We start from the raw sequence: 19,582 nt of genomic DNA, 5'->3' as shown, positions 1-19,582 counted from the left end.
GCGGGGGCATTGCTGACCGCCGTGGTTGTCGGCACTGTCGCTGTCGCTGTCCAAGGAGACGTCGGTGGGGTCGAGGCGGTTGAGGTCGTAGTTCTCCTACCAGGTATCGGAGAGGATGTCGTTGCCAGCAGCGTCCGTGCCGCTACTCTCGTTGGGGACGCCATCGCCGTCGTTGGCGATGCCCAGATAACGCATCAGCGCCGCGTACTTGGGCGAGCTCTCCTGCTCCAGATACTCCAGTGCCCCCCAACTGCCCCACTTGCTGGGGCGGCCAATGTCGCTGAAGTTCATGAACAGCGCCCCACCACGGGCCTCCCATCCCGCCAGGTAGCGGTCGTAGAGAGTGCCCATGCGCGGATCGCGGTTAGCGGCGATGAAGAGATCGGTGAGGGCCTGGTTGTTCTCCAGCCCCAACACCCCCACCAGGTGCTGCCCCCCCTCATAGCTGTAGAGGGGCAGGCCGTACTGGGCCGCTAGGGCGATATGGGTGTCGATGGCCGAGAAGGTGGCCGCCAGTTGCCCACCGGGGGGGCCATCGCTCAGCTCGCCGCCCTGCTCCAGTTGGTTGAAGAGCCTGGTCAGGCCGCCGTCGGCCTCCTGGGTCCAGGCCTCTACCTCGGCCTCGTAGCGGGCCAGCCCCAGGTTGTCGATGTAGGGGGCGATGGCGAGGGCGTCGATGCCGTGGTCGATGCAGGGGCCTTCGTCCCAGAGGGGGCACTCCAGAGCCTGCTCGGCGACCCGGCTCCAGGCCGCCTGGGCCCCCATGACGCAGGTGACGCGATAGGCGTCGTTGCCCCACACCTGCTTCCAGAGATGGCAGATCTCGGCGGTGCGCTTGCCGAACCAGTTAAGCAGCTTGGTGTGACCGTCGGCTACCGCGTCGGGCCAGAGTGCCTCACCTTGGGAGCGCACCCAGCCGGACTGCTCGAACTGGCCGTTCCACACCTCGTTGGAGTACTCCAGGTAGACCTGCAGGGTGGGGTCGAGCTGCTCCTTGGCCAGGCGCGCAAATTGGCGCACGAAGTCGTCGTCGGCCTGGTGCGGCAGGGTGAACCAGGGGGGGCGCTGGAGGGTATTGGAGAGCTCGGTCATCACCTCCAGGGGTACCCCGTAGTCGGTGGTGTAGCGGGCATCCAGCGGCTCCGGCCGGTCGGCCCACCGCCCCAGGGGGGAGTTGTTGGTGCGCATCATGTCCATGAAGCGCAGCACCTGGTAGGGGCGGGTCTTCTCCAGGAAGGCGGGCTTGAACAGCGGCACCGGCTCGCCACTGGCGGCCAGCTCCTCGGCCAACGCCTCGGGGATGATACGGATGTTGCGGATGTAGTCGCCCGTGCCCTCGGGGTCGGTGGCGGAGATGGTGAGGGTCGCCGACTCGCCCGGATCAAACACCACCAGGTGGCGGCCTGGGCTCGACTCCGCATCGATCTTGTGCGCCCCCAGGCCATAGCTCATGGTCCCGGCGCCGTCATAGAGCACCACATAACGGCCGCCGGGGAACTGGGGATAGAAGGCCCAGTAGGTGGTGACGCGGGTGAAGATGGGGGCGTCCGCCGGGGCCGGCATGGAGCGCACCCAGCCGTGTTCGTCCAGGTCCAGCAGCGCCTGCTCTCCGGTATCCCATGAGTTCTCCGCGCTGCAATCGGGCTCGGGCTCATTGGCCCAGAAGTCGCATTGGGTGAGCCATTCGCGCGACATTTTGAAAAGGTCGATGAAGGGGGACTGGCTGGTCCAGTCGACGATGCCGCCCAGGTTGCCGCCCAGGCGCGGTGGTGGCCCCTGGTCGCGGGTGGGGTCGGTGCGACCGATGAACTCGGCCAGGTTATCTACCCCGTCGCCGTCCGGGTCCTGGTGGGCGTCGTTGGGATCGTTGGGGTTGAGGCCGAAGTGGCGCTCCCAGTCGTCGGCCATGGCGTCGCCATCCACATCCTCGTCGAAGATCTCCAGGCGCAGGGATTGGCTGATGGGGCGCAGCCCGGCGCTCACGCTGACGATGGTGATCTGGATGTTCTCGCGCCCCTCGATCTGGTCGTCGTCCAGGGCGGTGAGGGTCACGCTGGCCGAGGTCTGGCCGGTGGGCAGGGTGACAGTGTGGCTCGCCAGGGTGTAGTCGCTCCCCTCCTGGGCGCCCCCCTGGAGGCCGAGCTGAACGGTGACATCACTCTCGTAGGGGCGGTCCAGGTTGACCCGCAGCGCGGCCGCCCCCCCCTGTTCGCTGATCTCGCCGGCGGAGAGATCGAGGGAGACCACCGACTCATAGGGGGTGCCGTTGAGGTAGCCCAGCAGGGCGTCGTACTTGGGCGAATGGGTGTCGGAGAGGTTCTCCAGGGCCGACCAACTACCGTACTGACTAAAGGCGCCTATGTCCTTCTGGTGCATGAAGAGGCCACCGCCGCGCGCCGCCCAGCCGTCCAGCAGGTCGGTGTAGGCGCGCCCCATGCGTGGGTCGCGGTTGGCGGCGATGAAGAGCTGGGTGATGGGTTCGTTGTAGATCACCGCGCCGTTACCGGCGATGTGTTCGCCGCCGCGCGAGCCCACTAGCGCCATCCCGTAGCGGTCGGCCACCGCCTTCTGCGCCCCCACGTCCTCCATCACCGCGGCCAGGGCGCCGCCGGGTGGGCCATCCTGGATCAGCCCCCCCTCGTGCACCTCGCGGAAGAGGCTGGTTAGGCCGCCGTCGGCCTCTTGGGTCCAGGCCTCCACCTGCTGCTCGTGGGTGGTGATCCCCAGGTAGCTGCCGAACTGGGGGGTGATGGCGAGGGCGTCGAGGCCGTGGCCGGCGCAGGGGGCGCCCTCCCACAGGGGGCACTCCAGGATCTGCTCGCTGATCCAGCTATTGCCGATCTGGCTCTCCACCACGCAGTGGACCCGCCCCGCCGACCCGGCCCAGACCGATTTCCAGATGTCGCACATCTCGGCGGCGCGCTTGCCGTACCAGTAGAAGCGCTTCTGCAGGTAGCTCTCGCTGGCCTCGGGCCAGGCTGCCTTGCCCTGCTCCTCGATCCAGCCCCCGTTGGCGCTGAACATGAAGTTGTGGGCGTACTCCAGATAGACCGGTAGATTGGGCCGCAGCCGGTCCCGCACCAGGGTGGCGAACTGGCGCACATAGTCGTCATCGGCGTTGTGGGGCATGTTGAACCAGGGGGCGGCGTCCGCCGCGTCGGCCAGCGCCACCATCACCTCGGCGGGCACGCCCTCCTCCCCGGCGTAGCTCAAACTGTCCATCAGCGGGCGCTCGGCCCAGGTGGCGGGGGGGGTGCCGTCGATGCGCATCCAGTATTTGAAGTTCAGCACCTGGAAGGGGCGCGTGCGCTCCAGGAACTCCGGGTTGAACAGCGGCAGGGGGTCGACCGACTCGAAGGCCTCGGGGATGAGGCGCATGTTGCGGATGTAGTCGCCAGTGCCATTAGGGTCGCTGGCGCGGATGCGCAGGTGGAAGCCACCGTCGGCCCGGTCCAGCATCACCACATGCCGTCCCGGTGTCGACTCCTCCTCGATCAGGCGCATCCCGCCCAGGTACTCTAGGGTCCCCTCACCGTCGTAGAGCAGCAGATAGCGCCCGGCGGGGAACTGGCGCGGCACGTCCCAGTAGGTGGCCACGGAGGTGTAAACGGGGTCCGCCCCGGGGGTGGGTACGGAGCGCACCCAGCCGTTCTCGTCCAGATCCAGCAGCGCGTTTTCGCCAGTATACCAGGCGGTATCGGCGGTGCAGCCGGGGTCGGGATTGTTCACCCAGTAGTCGCACTGGGTGAACCAGGGGCGCGCTAGCTTGAACAGATCGATGAAGGGGCGCTGGCCGCTCCAGTCGCGCACATCGGTGAGCACGGTGCCGAGGCGATGCTCTCCAGTCGGGGTGGAGCTGGGGTCGGTGGGGTCACTATTGGCCTGGAACTCGACCCGATTGGAGAAGCCGTCACCGTCGGCATCACTGGTGGCATCGCTGGCATCCAGGGGATTGAGGCCGTAGCGGCGCTCCCAATCATCGGGCAGGGTGTCGTTGTCGTCGTCGGCATCGAGGGCGTCCGGGATGCCATCGGCATCATAATCCGGCAGCAGGTGTTCGATATGTGCCGCGGCCTGCTGACGCAGCCCGTCCAGTTCTGCCTCGCTCCAGGCGTGGGGCCGGTCGTGGCCGACCTCCATCGCATCGAGGGTCGCCTGCAGCCAGGCCTGGGCCTCTGTCTTGGCGGCCGAGTCATCACTGGCGGCGATCTGCTGCTCCAGCTTCAGCAGGTAGCGATAGTCGTCCACCGCTTCACGGTAGCGCTCCAGCTCCAGAGTGTGGCGCAGGCTACCGTCGGCATGGGTGAAGACGGCGGCCTGTTCGCTTTCGCGACCGTCCAGGTCATACCAGGGGTCGGCATGCACCGAGCTCCACATAAACTGCATGTGGCCCCGGCAGCCGAACTCCCGCGCCAGCTTGTACTGATAGACGCCCCGGTGGTAGCGGCTGCGCAGGTTGTAGCTGGCACACTCGCTGCCCTGATCGACGATGTGCTGCAGCCCGGCGGCGCTGTGGTGGGTGACATAGATGCGATCGACCACCCCGGCGAAGGCGGCGCGGGGATCGCTGGCCGGATCGGTGAGGCTGGAGAAGACGCTGGTGCGGCTCTGGGGGTCGGCTTGGTGGAAGGCCTGGGCGGCTGCCAATGAGTCTTGGATCACCTCACCCGCAGGCTCGTCACCAACCGTGTGGATCAGCGACAGCCAGTTGTTGGCCGCGCCGTGGGACTCGATCGCCGCCAGCAGGTCGGCCAGCACCTCCACATAGGGTTTGCCATAGGCGCTGGTATCCTGGGTCGAGTAGGTCGAGAGCCCTTGGATGCCGATGCCGCCGTAGCTGTTGATCTCGCCGCTGTAGAGGCCCTGCAGGGCCGCCATGGTCTTGTCGGCCTGGCTGAAGTCGATCACCGGCTGGCCATCGCTGTAACCCTTGAACAGCGGGCCACCGATGCCGCCATCGACGCCGGTCATGCCGTAGCGGTGCAGCAGCGCGATCGAGGCCTGCAGCTCCGCCTCCTGCTTCGCCGCCACCTCGGGGAAAACGCTACCGGGGTATTGGGGCGCCAGCCCCAAGTAGCCCAGCGGCACATCGGCAGCGGGCAGACTGTAGGGGCGGACCTCTACCGCGACCGGCAGCTCCTGGCTCTGGCCGTTGCTGAAGCTGAGGCGCAGGCTGCCCTCGATGGTGCCTGGGGCGAGCTCTGCCGGGGCGTGCAGATCGAACCAGAGGCGGCGCGACTGTCCGGCGGCCAGCTCCAGCGGCAGCTGCAGCGGGTCGAGGATGCGCGGCCGGCTGGTGTAGACCGAGCCATCCTGGGTGACCCGGGAGAGCTTGTTGCGCACCTGGCTGGCCGTCACCTCCACCCCCGGTAGCTCCAGCACCGCGTCGGTCAGCTGCTGAGCCTGATGGGCATACAGGCTGATCGTCAGCGGCTCATACTCGCCCTGGGCCAGAGAGACGCTGAGTGCGTCGACCTGCTCCGCGGCATCTGGCCAGTCGGTAGCATAGACATCCAGCGCCGAGCTGCGTTGGAACAGAGAGAGCGCACCATCCAGGGCGTTGCCTATCGGTTTGACGTGTTGCGGCAGAGGTGGCGCAACCTGTTTATATTCGTAGCCATACTGCTGCTTCAGCTGCTGCCAGAGCTCGGCGAGAAAGGCCTCGCCCCGGGCCGCCTCGCTGGTCGGATAGATCACCAACGCCGAGAGGGCCAGAGTGTAGGGGCTGTCGTTGCCCTCGAAGCGCAGGTTGAGCTGGCCGTCGCTGACCAGCACATCGAACTGCAATGGCTGGTAGCGGGCCGGGATGTAGCGCTGCCAGATGTCGTCACCGGGCAGATCCTCCGCGTCGTCGTAACGGTAGTATCTGGCCCAGAAATCGGCCACCGTCGGCTGTTCGTCCAGAACCTTCTCGCCCTCGGCGTAGACCGCCCGGTGTTCGTAGTTGGGGTAGTACTCCCAGTAGCCGGGGTCCTCCAGCACCATCCAGACGTGGTATTCACCGTCCGGTAGGTCGAAGTCGAGGCCGCCGCTGTTGAGCGAGATCCAGTCGCGCAGCAGGTTCTCCGGGTGGCGGCGATCCTCGGTACGTTTAATCTCCGCATCGGCGGAGAAGCCGTAACCGCGCTGGGCACGGTAGCTGGTGGAGGCGTAGAGCGGCGTGAACTCGTGGAACAGTGGACTTTCGAGACTACCGGCGTCGAGCTTGATCAGACGTGGAAAGTCGTTGCTATAGGCAGGCTCAGGCTCCAGTCGCACATCATCGATGGTGAGGGCGACAGCGGCATCCGCGGCGGAGAGCACCAGCCGGGTGATGTTTGCCAGGTCGAGACGGCGGCGCTCCCTGATCACCGACTTCTCGCCGACAAAGATCTGCAACGGCACATGGATGGTGGAACGCCCCGGCGCGGCCACCGTGTACCAGTTGACCCGCGACCAGTAGTCGTTGGACTTTACGTCGCGGATCTCGACATAGAAGCGCTGCGGCTCCGTCGAGGGGTTGTCGACCTCGAAGCGCAGCCAGTCGTAACCACGCCAGTCGGACGGGATACCCTGGGCGTTCCAGCCATCCAGGTAGCGGCCCGGCTGCAGCAGGCCAGAGCGTTCACCATTGAGCGCCTGATCGGTGTAGTCCCAACCGCTCTGGATGAAGGGCGGCGTGCTGCCCTGCTCGAAGTCGGCCAGCAGCCGCGGCGCAGCGGCATGTTGCGGCTTGAGGCTGTCGATATCCACACCCTGCAGGCGCTGGCAGACCTCGCGCCCGGCAAAACCCTCATCGTCACAGTAGCCGTGCAGCAGGATCTCCTCAAAGCTGACCGGCGGGTTGTAGTCGAGGGGCTTGAGGCTGGTCTCGTCCAGGCTGAAGCCCTCCTCCGGCTGGGCGCAGGCCTCCACCAGGCTAAGGCTGACATCATCGACAAACAGGCTGCCGGGGCCGTAGTTGAAGAAGTAGAGGGTGACCTGATCCGCTTCTGGTACCCGGAACACCAGCTCCATCTGGCGCCAGTCGCTGTCCCCTTCCAGCAGGGTCTGGCTGATGGTCTCGCGGCTGTCAAACTCCAAGTAGAGCAGGCTAGTCTGGCCCCACAGCCCCTCACGCAGATCCGCCGAGGCCAGCTTGGCCCGCAGCCGGTAGGTGCCGGCGGGCAAGCTCAGGTTCTGGTAGATCGCCGCCTTGGCCGGGCCATAACCCTGGATCAGCGCCGAGCGCTCGCCGGCAAATGCGGCCAGGTCGGTGTGGTTGAGCTGGATATCACCCTCCCAGCGGAAGTCGGTCCAGCCGGGGATATGCAGCGGGTCGGCATCGAACTGCTCCATCCCGCCGTTGGCGATCAGCTCCGCACCTGGCGCGCCGGTCAAACGGACCGGCAGCTCGATCTGGCTGCTGCGACCCTGCGCATCGCTGACACTGAGACGGACGCGGGTCAGGCCGCAGGCCGCCCCCTGAGGGGTCAGGGTCAGCTGGGCACCATCCAGGCTGGCAGTCAGGTTGGCGTCATCGACTGACTCGACCGCCCAGCTCAGGCCCGCACCCTGCTCCAGATCGAGGGCCAGACCAGTCAGATCCAGGCTCCAAGCACCCGCTGCCATCGGCTGCACGATCTCGACAAAGTCGGCAGGATCGAACAGCGGGGCCAGATCGTAATCGAGCCGATAGACCCGGCGACTGTTGGCCGGCAGGGTCTCGCTGAAGCTATCGGCCTGGCTCTGCAGGCTGCGCTGCTCAAACACTACCTCGACCGGGCTGTTGGCGCTCAGCCCTGGCAGCTGGGCGGTGAACAGCTGCTCGCTGTGGTGGTCGTTTCTCACCAGGATCAGCAGTCGGCCGTCAATGCCCTTATGGATCGAGACATCCAGCGCCGGATTGGGAAACAGGCTGCCCAGCGGATAGGCACGGCGGCTGGCCGCATCCAGCGGTCTCAGGTCGGCGCGGTCGCCCAGGCCATCGCCATCGGAGTCGGCCTGGACCGGATCGGTGCCGAGCAGCGCCTCCTCCTGGTTCAACAGGCCATCGCCATCCTCGTCGTGGCGAATAGTCAGGCCCTCGAAGACGTAGCGGTAGCTGTCGTTGTAGTAGGCATCCACATAGACGTTGACCCGGGCCGGCCCCTCCAGCAGGAAGGCGCCCGGCTCGGCCTGGTTGATCTGCAGCCACTGATCGTTCTGATCGAGGATGTAGCCGCTGACTACCCCGTCCCGGCGCAGCAGACGCAGCTTGCCGCTGGTCCTGCGCTGCGGAAAGCTGGCGCCCACACTCTGGCCCTGGTCATCCCACTGGTAGAACCAGGTGTAACCGGGGATGCCCGAGTGGATCTTGTGTTTGACGCTGACATGGCGGCCGTTGAGGGTCTGTTGGTCGAACCCATCGTCGGTGAGGCGCAGGATGAGGTTCGGCTGATAGGCGTTTTCGGAGAACTGGCTGAGACTGGCGTACTCCAGGATCACCTCCAGGTCGCCACGATAGCTCTGCTCGCTGAGCAGGCCGGTGTGCTCGACCCCATTGGTGGCGGTGCGCTCAAACACCAACTGGCCATCGACCAGGCGGATGCCCGCCTCGCCCAGCAGGCTGAAGCCGGTCAGCACATCCAGATCACCCTCGAACTGGGCCTGGGTCAGCAGCCTCGGGTTGCCGCTATCGGCAGGGATCAACCGATCACTCTGTACGGCTGTTCTGTAGGCGGAGTAGCCCTTCTCACCCGTGGCCACCGCCTCATCACCATAGCTGCCTGCAAAGATGGCCCAGTCGTACTCCTTGTCCTCGTTGAACCAGGAGAGCATGCCGATATTGTTTTGGCTCAGATAGGCGAACAACAACTGGATCCAGCTATTCTTCTCCACCAGATTGGCCCCTGCATTGGTCTGGGTCGCCACCTCATTGATCGCTACGGGTTTGTCTGCAAGGGCACGCAGACGCGCCAGCATCGCATCGAACACCTGGGCCGGTGTGCGCCAGGTCTGATCGGCGGCACGACTGGCCCAGTTGTAACCGTCGATGCCGAACCAATCTACATAGGCATCTCCCGGATAGTAGTCTTCCGCAATCCAGCCATAGCTGCCGTGATCACTGGCATTGACCGACCAGACCCACTGCACATGTTCCCGGCCCAGGCCGATCGCCGTTGCCGCATCGTGGACATGCCGCCACATGGCGATATAGTCGGCCGGGTTCTCACCCACAGAGCGGGCCGACCAGGGATACCAGTCGCCATTCATCTCATGGGCCAGGCGTATATAGACCCGCCGGTCATCCGTCGTGCCAAACTGTCCATCCGGACCACTGAGAAAGCCCTTTAGCCCATCCATCCAACTGGTGAGGTAGGCATCATGGTCACCATTGGCGATATCCGCCTCGATGCTCTCCGGATCGACCCCATCCAGATAGGGTTCCCAGCTAATCAGCGGCACATTGCCGTTATTCCAGATATTGGGCAGTTGGTAGGTCACCAGATTGTTGCGCTGCGACTCGCCAAAGCTGGTGAAGAGGGTGACCACCGCGTGCTTCTTATCCTGCTGCCAGGCCTCCATGGCTTGCAGATCCGGGATCGCCCACCCCTGGTTGCCGTGGTAGACGCCCAACAATGTCTTGCCGGCACTCCCTTGGCCCGGAAACGCATTGGCATCCAGCGGGCTGGTTGCGGCATAGAACTCGCTCAGGTTATAGAAGCCATCGCCATCCGCATCGAGACCGGCATCTGTTGCATCCAGGGAATCCAAACCATATTGGAGTTCCCACTCATCAGGCATCCCGTCATTGTCATCATCGGGGTCCAGGCTATCCAGGATGCCGTCACCATCGGTGTCGGTCTGGTCCTGTAGCACAACATTGAAGCGGACCTCATCAACCCAGCCCTGGAAATTGCCGAACTTCAGCTCGATGTCACGCTGGTCGAACAGCTTGTCCTGATTGTCGTGGGCGACCTTCACCAGCTCTTGGCCGTCAACCTGCAGGATGTAGTGACTGCGGTTGTAGATCATTTGGACGTAATGCCATTCATGCGGGCGCAAGGCGTTGTCGATTGCATCGCCTGAATTCTGCGTCTTGCCCAAGTCAGCCCGGATATGGCTGGTCCAGTTGTAGCGGGTCAACTGCATGCCGCTGCCCCAAGACTGGCGCAGGTAGAGAAGGTTCAGCACATCGTCATTGACCGGTCCCAGGGAGTCAAAATAGAACAGCCCGTCGATAGTGACCTCGGCGACATCCTCATAGCGCTTGCCCTCGGGCAGGTAGTCGCTGATGTTGAAGCTGACTTGGGCCTGATCGCCGAAACCGTCGAAGCGCAACGCGGAGCCCGCCGGATTCTGCATCCAGTACAAGTCACCGTCATCAAAACGGGCGTTACCCGATAAGGTCAGGTCGGCCATCACCCCGTTGGCGTCCGCTAGGCTGCCGTCCAGATGGAACAGGGTGGAGGCACTGTCATCGGGGAACGGCTCCAGGGGAATATCCGTATTGCCGTAGTCGCGGGTGTTGATGCGGGTTTCGGCATACCAGCGGCGGCCTTCCGCGGTAATCACCTCGGCAGCCAGTTTCCACACGGGCCGGCTGAAATCCTGGCGCAGGAGGTAAGCGGGATCGGCGCTGACGGGCTGGTCGTTTTCATGCCAGAGGATCCGGTAGCTTTGGGGTTCGCCATTTTTAAACGCCAGAATGGGCCTAAACACCCCGTTCTCCACCGGTTCCACCGACAGGGTGAATTCAGGGTGGGGATACTGCTCGTCATCGCGGGGGGTCAATACCGCCAAGGCGGTCAGCATCCCCGCCATTTTCTCAATGGTGAACTCACCGTTGATGTTCCAGCCGTCATAGCTCTTTTCGAGCAGGCCGTAGACTTCACCCCCCGTATCCCAATCGGGATTATCCAACGGCCAGGTGTAATCGCTGATGTCCCGCTCGTAGGTGTTGCTCCAGCTATAGCCGGTTACCATGGGCGAAACCGGCAAGCCGGTTACGGGGGCTTCGATGCCGTCGTGTAGCGATTCCTGGTCAACGGTTGAACGCAGGCGTTTATAGCCCATGCCCGTGATATAGGTCATGTTGGAGGGATTGGCGCCCAGGGTGAAATGGATCTGGTCCTGGGCCGTTTCCAGGTAGTCCAGGTCACCGTAGAGTTCGTGGGCGAGCAGCAGATCCCAGCCGTAATCGCTCACCGGGAAGAACCAACCCACCAGATTCCACCGTTTCACCGTGCCGTTGACGAACAGGTCGTAAGGGGTTTCATTGGCGGCGTCCACATACCAGTCCACCGCCTGCCGGAAACGGGCCACCGACGTCTGTTTCAACACCGCGTCCACCGGGTACGCAATGCCGTCGCGTTCCCACAAGGCCAGGGTGCGGGTGGCGTAGCCATATCCCATGTTCATCAGGTACACGCCGTCATACCGCAGCAGGGGCTTGTGGTAGCGCACGAAGGCGTCGTGGTAACGCTGTTCCCCGGTGAGGGCGTAGAGTTCAATGGCCGCCCAGGCGCGGGCGTGTTCATGGCCTTCATCCCCGTCCCGGGCATCCCCCTTGCCGTAATGGTGATAACCATGCATCCCCGGGTTGGCCTCCAGCCAATCCCACGCCTTGATGGCACGTTGTTTGAGCAGGTCGGCCAATGCCGGGTCATGTTGGCGCAATACGGGGCTGCGCGCCGCCCGAGCCAGGGCCGCCGCGTAACCGCCGGTAACGGTAGTGTCCTTGGGGGACAGATAGCGGGTCAGATTGGGGGTCTCCCCCGGCATGGTGGACTGGTAGTTCATCTCCTTGGGCTTGCTCATGCCAAACACGCCGCCGTCCACCGGATCCTGCATCTCCTTGAGCCAGTTGATCTCGAGCAGGAATTCCTGCAACAGATCGGGAACGCCGTCGCCAGATTCCGGTACCCCGAGGTTGTCGTGCATCACCCGTTCGCCGTACACGTCCAGGGTGGTGATCAGGGTCCAGGCCGTCAGGGAACTGTTCCAGGTGTAGGGCGAATAGTCCCCGGCATCCATGTGCCCGCCGCTGATCTCCACATGTTGGCCTTCCTGGGTGGTGGGGTATCGGATGGTGTCCGGCGTGACGCCCAAACCAGCCAGGAAGGGATCCAGATCGGTGCTGTCGTAAACGTAGGTCTGATCTTCCACCGTCGCCTTGTGGGTGAAGCGAGTATAGGGCTTGATCAGCTCCTCGCCGCGCCGCTGGTGGTACATACCCAACGCCAGGGTGTTCAGGCTGCCGCGGTAGACATCGCTGTGGATGGGGAACGGCTGGCTGATGCCCGTACGGTGGCGCAGGTAGTATTCACCCGGGGTGGTCAGGGCGGAGAAATCCAGTTGGTAAACCTTGTTGTAAGGATGGTTGGTGAAGGTTTCACGCCAGCCTTCCGAGGCTTCCAAGGTGCCCGTACCCTGGAACACCACCTGGTGGTCCTGGGTACGCACCACTTCAAAATCCAGGTCGGTGGGCTCGTATTCGCCCGCGCTGCCCATCATCAATCCCAGATAGGCCTTTTTACGATCCGCCGGACGGTAGCCGTATGGATCCACGTGCAGCAGGTCACTGAGCTGTGATTCCGGTTCGAAGCGGAACCTGGCATGGATGGCGGTTCCGGTCAGTTGGGTATCCACATCCAGCGCGTATTCCTGTCCGGCACTCAGCGGTCGGCCCAGGTGAATGAAGATGTTTTCCCCAATGCGCAGATCACCGACCCGGTAGGGGGCGTAGAAGGTGCGCCGTTTTAGGCCAGTTCCCACCACCGGCACACTGTCACCCGCGCTGTCGGTGACGCTGAAGAGGGCCGGGTTTTCCGCTTTGGCGATCTCCACCGGGGGGCGTATGAAATCGGTATTGTTTTCGTTGCGGGTCGGAACCAGGGTCAGGCGCAGCCACTGATCGGACACGGCGTGTATCCGCACTTCGCCCGGTTCCTGCATCCGCACCAGCGTTTCCAGTGCGCGCTGTTGTTCCCCGCTCAGAACGGGGCCCGCCCCCCCGGCCGGCGGCTGGGTCCGGGGCGTGGAGGCGGCATCATCGGGCAGGGAACCACTATGGTATTCCACAAGATCGCTGAAGCCGTCACCATCACTGTCGGCGGCGGCGTTGGCCGCATCCAACGGCTGCAGATCGCGCCCATCGGCAATGCCGTCGTTGTCGTCATCCTGGTCGGCGTTGTCCCCGATGCCGTCACCGTCATTATCCCCCCATTCGGCCCTGTCGAAGGGGAAGACATCCTGCCCATCCTCCACGCCGTCGCCGTCATCATCCGGATCGCGTTTATCGGGGAGGCCGTCATCGTCGGTGTCGAAATCCAGGTTGAAACGGATTTCATCCGCCCAGCCGTGGAAATCGCCGAAGCTCAGGCGGATGTCCTCGTGCCCATACAGGTTCAGCTGTCCCCGGCCGTGGGCCACCTTGAGAATTTCCTGCCCGTCCACGTACAGCAGATAATGGGTACGGTTATGGGTCAGCTTGATGTGATGCCACTGATTCCGGCTCAGGGCGGTGTTGACCGCCTCCCCGGAGTCCCCATAGCTGCCCAGATAGGCGCTCAGGTCGGTCATCCAACTGTTGCGGCGGATTTCCACCCCGCTATCCCAGCTCTGACGCATGAACAGCAGTTCCAGCCGGTTCTCATCCCACATGTCGATGGTGTCGAAATAGAAGCGGCCTTCGATGCTCACCTCGTCGATGTCTTCCACCGTCCTGTCTGCCGGAAGGTAGGGATCGACGCTGAAGGTAACTTCGGCCCGGTCGTTGAAACCGTTGAATCTCAGGGCGGCGCCGGCGGGGGTTTCCATCCAACCCAGGTTGCTGTCGTCGAAGCGCGCATTGCCGTTCAGGGTCAACTCAGGCATGACGCCTTTGCCATCCTGCAGGCTGTTGTCGAGATGGAACACGCTGGAGATCAAGCTGTCATCGTAGATAGTCTGACTGCTGGCGCTCAGCAGCAGATCATCGATCAGCACCAGCGTCGTTTCATTGGCCGCGGTCTTTTTATTGTTGTAGCCGCCGATGATCAGCCGATGGCTGCCGATGGCTGCCGATGGCGAGATTGCCCAGATCCAGCTCCACCTGACGCCAGCCGGTGCTCTCCTCCGGACCACCGTTGCCGTTACCCTGCACTTGATCGATGTAGTCATTGGGCGTAACGCCGATCAGCTCTCCATCCAGGCTCACCAGCAGCTGGCTCTGTTCATCCTGCTCGTAAAAGGGACTCTGGCTCAGCCGATAGCGGAAACTCAACACCACCTTACTCAGACCGTTGAGCTGGAAGTCGCGTTGCCAACCGCCGGAGAGGCCGAAGATGTCGGCACTGTTGATGCCACCCAGGATGATCTGCAAGGCACCACCGCTGTAGCCGCCATCAGGGAGCAGACTACCGTCGGCATAGCCCGGCGCACTGCTGCCACGGAACGGGTCGTCAACATAGCTGAAGCCAGCGCTATCTGTATCAAAACCGTCCTCGATCAGCAGACTCGGCTGGTTGCCAGTAGTGGCCGCCACCGCTACGCCGGGCTCGCTCTGATTACCCGCGGCATCGTAAGCGCTGACCTGGTAGCTGTAGCGGGTCGACGGGGTGAGGCCGCTGTCGCGGTAGCTGGTGATAGCGCTGTTGGCGATCTCAACACCATCGCGGAACACCCGGTAGCCGATGATGCCGACGTTGTCACTCGCCGCCTGCCAGCTGAGTTCAATGATGTCGGAGCCGGAGGGGATGGCGCTAAGTCCGGCCGGAATCTCAGGGGCCTCAGTGTCAGGCTGGTCGCTAACGCTGATGCCGACACTGGCGCTGGCAGTCGCCCCCTGGTTGTCGGTTACGCTCAGGGTCGCGGTGTAGTCGCCGGGCGTAGTGTAGCTGTGGAGCGGGTTGGCCTCGGTACTGCTGCTGCCATCCCCAAACGCCCAGCTAACATGCTCGATGGTGCCGTCAGGATCCGTGGAGCCGGCGCTGCTGAAGTTGACGACCAACGGGACCACGCCTGTCTGCGGGTCGGCACTGGCCACTGCACTCGGTGGCAGATTGACCGGTAGGCTACTGCTGCTACGCAGCAGCAGGTCATCAATCAATACCACGGTCGTTTCGTTGGCCGCAGTCTTCTGGTTGTTGTAGGCGCCGATTATCAGCCGGTGGCTGCCTGCTGCCAGGCTCCCCAGATTCAGTTCCACCTGACGCCAGCCGGTAGTCTCTTCGGCACCACCGTTGCCGTTGCCGCTAATTTGGTCGATGAAGTCATTGGGCGAGACACCAACCAGTACCCCGTCGATGCTTAGCAGTAGTTGACTGTATTCGTTGCGCTCGTAAAAGGGAGTCTGGCTCAGCTGGTAGCGGAAGCTGAGGCTCACCTCACTCAGCGCATTAAGCTGGAAGTCGTGTTGCCACCCCCCCGACATGCCGAAGATGTCATCACCGTCGATACCGCCGAGAGTGATCTGCAGGGCACCGCCGCTGTAGCCGCCGGCACCGAGATAGCTGCCGTCGGCATAGGCCGGTGCGCCACTGCCGCGAAACGGGTCGTCGAGATAGCTGAATCCGGCACTGTCGCTGTCGAAACCGCTATCGATCAGGTTGGACTGGCGAATCACGGTCAGGCTGGCAGTGGCTCTGACACCATCCTGTTCGGCCAACACGGTGAAAGGCCCGCCTGCCTGGCTGGCGCTGAACAGCCCCGTGCTGTCGATGACGCCACCGCCGTTGACGCTCCATGTCGGGTTGACCACGATCGTGTTGCCGTATTGGTCAAACCCGCTGACGTTGAACTGCTGACGCAGGCCGATATTCAGCTGAGCAGAGGCCGGGGTGAGACTAAGACTCGTCAGGGTCGGCTGTGCGCCGGTGGTAGCCGCCACCGCTACGCCCGGCTCGCTCTGATTACCCGCGGCATCGTAAGCGCTGATCTGGTAGCTGTAGCGGGTCGACGGGGTGAGCCTGCTATCGCGGTAGCTGATGGTGGCGCTGCTGGCGATCTCAACGCCATCGCGGAACACCCGGTAGCCGGTGACGCCAACGTTGTCGCTGGCTGCCTGCCAGCTGAGTTCAATGGTGTCGGAGCCGGAGGGGATGGCGCTAAGTCCGGCCGGAATCTCAGGAGCCTCAGTGTCAGGTAGGTCGCTAACGCTGATGCCGACACTGGCGCTGGCAGTCGCCCCCTGGTTGTCGGTTACGCTCAGGGTCGCGGTGTAGTCGCCGGGCGTAGTGTAGCTGTGGAGCGGGTTGGCCTCGGTACTGCTGCTGCCATCCCCAAACGCCCAGCTAAAATGCTGGATAGTGCCGTCAGGATCACTGGATCCGACACTGCTGAAACTCACCTCCAGCGGTGCAATACCGGCTGTCGGGGCGGCGCTGGCCACGGCACTCGGCGGCAGATTGCTGCTGTCGCTGCGCAGCACCAGATCGTCGATCAGTACCTCGGTCGTTTCGTTGGCCGCAGTCTTCTGGTTGTTGTAGCCGCCGATGATCAGTCGGTGACTACCGCCGACAAGGCTACCCAGACTCAGCGCCACCTGGCGCCAGCCGGTGGTCTCTTCGGCACCACCGTTGCCGTTGCCGCTAATTTGGTCGATGTAGTCATTGGGCGAGACACCAACCAGTACCCCGTCGATGCTCACCAGCAGCTGGCTCTGCTCATCCTGCTCGTAGAATGGGCTCTGGCTCAGTCTGTAGCGAAAGCTGAGGCTCAGCTCACTCTGGCTGGTGAGTTCGAAGTCGCGCTGCCAACCGCCGGAAAGGCCGAAGATGTCATCACCGTCGATACCGCCGAGGGTGATCTGCAGGGCACTGCCGCTGTAGCCGCCGGCGCCGAGATAGCTGCCATCGGCATAGCCCGGTGCGCTAGTGTTGCGAAACGGGTCGTCTACATAGCTAAAGCCGGCGCTGTCGCTATCGAAGCCGCTCTCGATCAGGGGGACCAACTGATTGCCGGTGGTGGCGGCCACCACCTCGCCGGGCTCACTTTCGTTGCCCGCGGCGTCGTAGGCGCTGACCCGGTAACTGTAGCGGGTCAGCGGGCTGAGTCCGGTATCACGGTAACTGGTGGTGGTGCTGCTGGCGATCTCAACGCCATCACGGAACACCCGGTAGCCGGTGACGCCAACATTGTCGCTCGCCGCCTGCCAACTGAGCTGGATGGTATCGGCGCCGGAGGGGATGGCGCTGACGCCAGCCGGGATTTCGGGCGCTGCGGTGTCAGACAGGCCGCTGACGTTGATCATTATACTGGCGCTGCCGGTAGCGCCCTGATCGTCAGTCAGGATCAGGGTGACAGTGTAGTTGCCTGCTGTGGCGTAGCTGTGGAGCGGATTAATCTCGGTGCTGCTGTTGCCATCACCGAACACCCAATGATAGCCAACGATGCGCCCGTCAGGGTCCGTGGAGCCTTCGCTGCTGAACTGCACCTGTAGCGGCGCCACACCAGCCGTCGGGTCGGCGCCGACCACTGTGCGTGGCGGAAGATTGCTGTTGCCGCTGCTCAGCAGCAGGTCGTCGATCAATACCTCGGTCGTTTCGTTGGCTGCGGTCTTCTGGCTGTTGTAGCCGCCGATGATCAGCCGATGGCGACCCGCCGCCAGGCCACCTAGGTTGAGTTCCACCTGACGCCAGCCGGTGGTCTCTTCGGCACCGCCGTTGCCGTTGCCGCTAACCTGGTCGATGTAGTCATTGGGCGAGACACCAACCAGTACCCCATCGATGCTCACCAGCACTTGACTGTATTCATCTCCCTCGTAAAAAGGGCTCTGGCTCAGTTTGTAACGGAAGCTAAGACTCACCTCGCTCAGGCCGGCAAGTTCAAACTCCTGCTGCCAGCCGCCGGAGAGGCCGAACAGGTCAATTGTGTCACGCCCACCCAAGATGACTTGCAGCGCGCCGCCACTATAACCGCCGACGCTGAGGTGGCTGCCATCGGCATAGCCAGGGGCACTACTGCCATGGAACGGATCGTCGACATAAGTGAAGCCGGCGCTGTCGTTATCAAATCCGTCCTCGACCAGCACCTCCGCAAAGACACTGAAGCCTGCGAACAGCAAGATTGGAAGGAGTAGGATGGAGGTTATCCGTTTAAGAGGGTATGCCTTTTCCATGTCAGTGCCGAGCTGATGTCGATAAGGATTTTATTTCTTACACAGGATTGTCACTGTTTTTCGTGGCTGATCAACGCCATTCTCCAACGCATCGATAAAGTGTGACGTGGTTCTCATGCCCAGTTTGCCCTTGATGCCGAACGTTTGCTGGCAGTTGACGCATCGTGATGGTGAGCAACCGGGGCAGCACATAAAATGCGCTTCGGGATCTCGGCAACTATCTCGTGTGATATCCCCCTCCCTGATGCAGGTTTGCGTTTTTTCAATGTAAAGAAGCGTGAAAACAACAACAATCGCCAACACACAAAGGCCGTGGTGTTGTAAGCGTCTGATCTGGCGCTTATGCTTAGCGGCTTAAACAGACAGCTCATGATCTAATGAAAGAGTACGCCCTCATACTGATCAGCACGGTGCTGGTAAACAACTTCGTGCTGGTGAAGTTCCTGGGGTTGTGTCCGTTTATGGGGGTCTCGCGCAAGCTGGAGACCGCCACGGGGATGGGGCTGGCGACCACCTTTGTACTCACCCTCTCCTCCATCTGCAGCTACCTGGCCAACGAATATCTGCTGGCCCCGTTGGGGCTGGAGTTCATGCGCACCATCGCCTTCATCCTGGTGATCGCCGTGGTAGTGCAGTTCACCGAGATGGTGATGCACAAGACCAGCCCGATGCTCTATCAGGTGCTGGGCATCTTTCTGCCACTGATCACCACCAACTGCGCTGTGTTGGGCGTCGCGCTGCTCAACGTCCAGGAGCAACACAGCTTCGTCGAGTCGGCACTCTACGGCTTTGGCGCTGCTGCCGGCTTCTCCCTGGTGTTGGTGCTGTTTGCTGGCATCCGCGAACGGGTGGCGGTATCCGACGTACCGGAACCCTTCCAGGGCAACGCCATCGCCCTGATCACTGCCGGCCTGATGTCGATGGCGTTCATGGGCTTCTCCGGCCTGGTGGCGAATTAAGGATGACGCGGTGCTGATCGCCATTCTTGCCATGACCGGGCTTGCCGCCGCCTTTGGCTTGCTACTGGGTTACTCCAGTATCCGCTTCCATGTGGAGGGGGATCCGATCACCGACCAGATCGAGAAGCTGCTGCCACAGACCCAGTGTGGCCAGTGTGGCTACGCCGGTTGCCGCCCCTACGCCGAAGCGATCGCCAGCAGCGAGGCGGAGATCAACCTTTGCCCCCCCGGCGGCGAGACCACCATGGTCGCGCTGGCCGACCTGCTCGGGCGCGACCCAGTGCCGCTGGATGCCGAGTTAAACGCCGATAAGCCGCGCGCGGTCGCGCTGATCAAGGAGCAGGAGTGCATCGGCTGCACCCTCTGCATCCAGGCCTGCCCGGTGGATGCCATCCTCGGCGCCGCCAAACAGATGCATGTAGTGATCAGCGAAGAGTGCACTGGCTGCGAACTCTGCCTCGCACCCTGCCCGGTGGAGTGCATCGTCATGGAACCGATCGCGGAAGCGGCTGACAATTGGCACTGGCCCTTTCCCGACTACAACAACCCAGAAATCGCTGCGCAACCGCAGCCCCACTAGCCG

Annotated in this window: 4 protein-coding genes; 2 read left to right on the top strand and 2 right to left on the bottom strand. The window is 63.0% G+C overall.

What is annotated here, in order from left to right; genetic code table 11:
• Nucleotides 1-96: 96 nt before the first annotated feature.
• Together L0Y14_RS03160 and L0Y14_RS03155 are read right to left on the bottom strand one after the other, a co-directional pair.
• Nucleotides 97-14,067: a glycoside hydrolase family 9 protein gene (locus L0Y14_RS03160; RefSeq protein WP_251859246.1), complete on the bottom strand. Its 13,971-nt coding sequence runs from the start codon at nucleotides 14,065-14,067 to the stop codon at nucleotides 97-99.
• Nucleotides 13,958-17,986 carry a PKD domain-containing protein gene (locus tag L0Y14_RS03155; RefSeq protein ID WP_006475757.1) on the bottom strand — a complete coding sequence of 1,343 codons (4,029 nt, stop codon included), beginning with the start codon at nucleotides 17,984-17,986 and terminating at the stop codon, nucleotides 13,958-13,960. Before L0Y14_RS03155 ends, L0Y14_RS03160 begins: the two co-directional genes overlap by 110 nt.
• A 431-nt stretch (nucleotides 17,987-18,417) precedes the next feature.
• Between L0Y14_RS03155 and rsxA the strand changes: the two genes are divergently transcribed.
• Nucleotides 18,418-18,999: an electron transport complex subunit RsxA gene (gene rsxA, locus L0Y14_RS03150; RefSeq protein ID WP_005965747.1), complete on the top strand. Its 582-nt coding sequence runs from the start codon at nucleotides 18,418-18,420 to the stop codon at nucleotides 18,997-18,999.
• Nucleotides 19,000-19,009: 10 nt separating this feature from the next.
• On the top strand, nucleotides 19,010-19,579 hold the full coding sequence (rsxB, locus tag L0Y14_RS03145) for an electron transport complex subunit RsxB (protein WP_005965746.1): 570 nt from the start codon (nucleotides 19,010-19,012) through the stop codon (nucleotides 19,577-19,579).
• Nucleotides 19,580-19,582: the final 3 nt, after the last annotated feature.

Origin of the sequence: Candidatus Endoriftia persephonae (assembly GCF_023733635.1) — a bacterium.
GTDB lineage: Bacteria > Pseudomonadota > Gammaproteobacteria > Chromatiales > Chromatiaceae > Endoriftia > Endoriftia persephonae.
Note: the sequence above shows the minus strand (reverse complement) of the source record. Positions and strands in the feature narration are given on the sequence as shown.

Coding starts and splice junctions, on each gene's coding strand:
- rsxA (WP_005965747.1), top strand. CDS start 18,418: ATGAAAGAGTACGCCCTCATACTGATCAGCACGGTGCTGGTAAACAAC.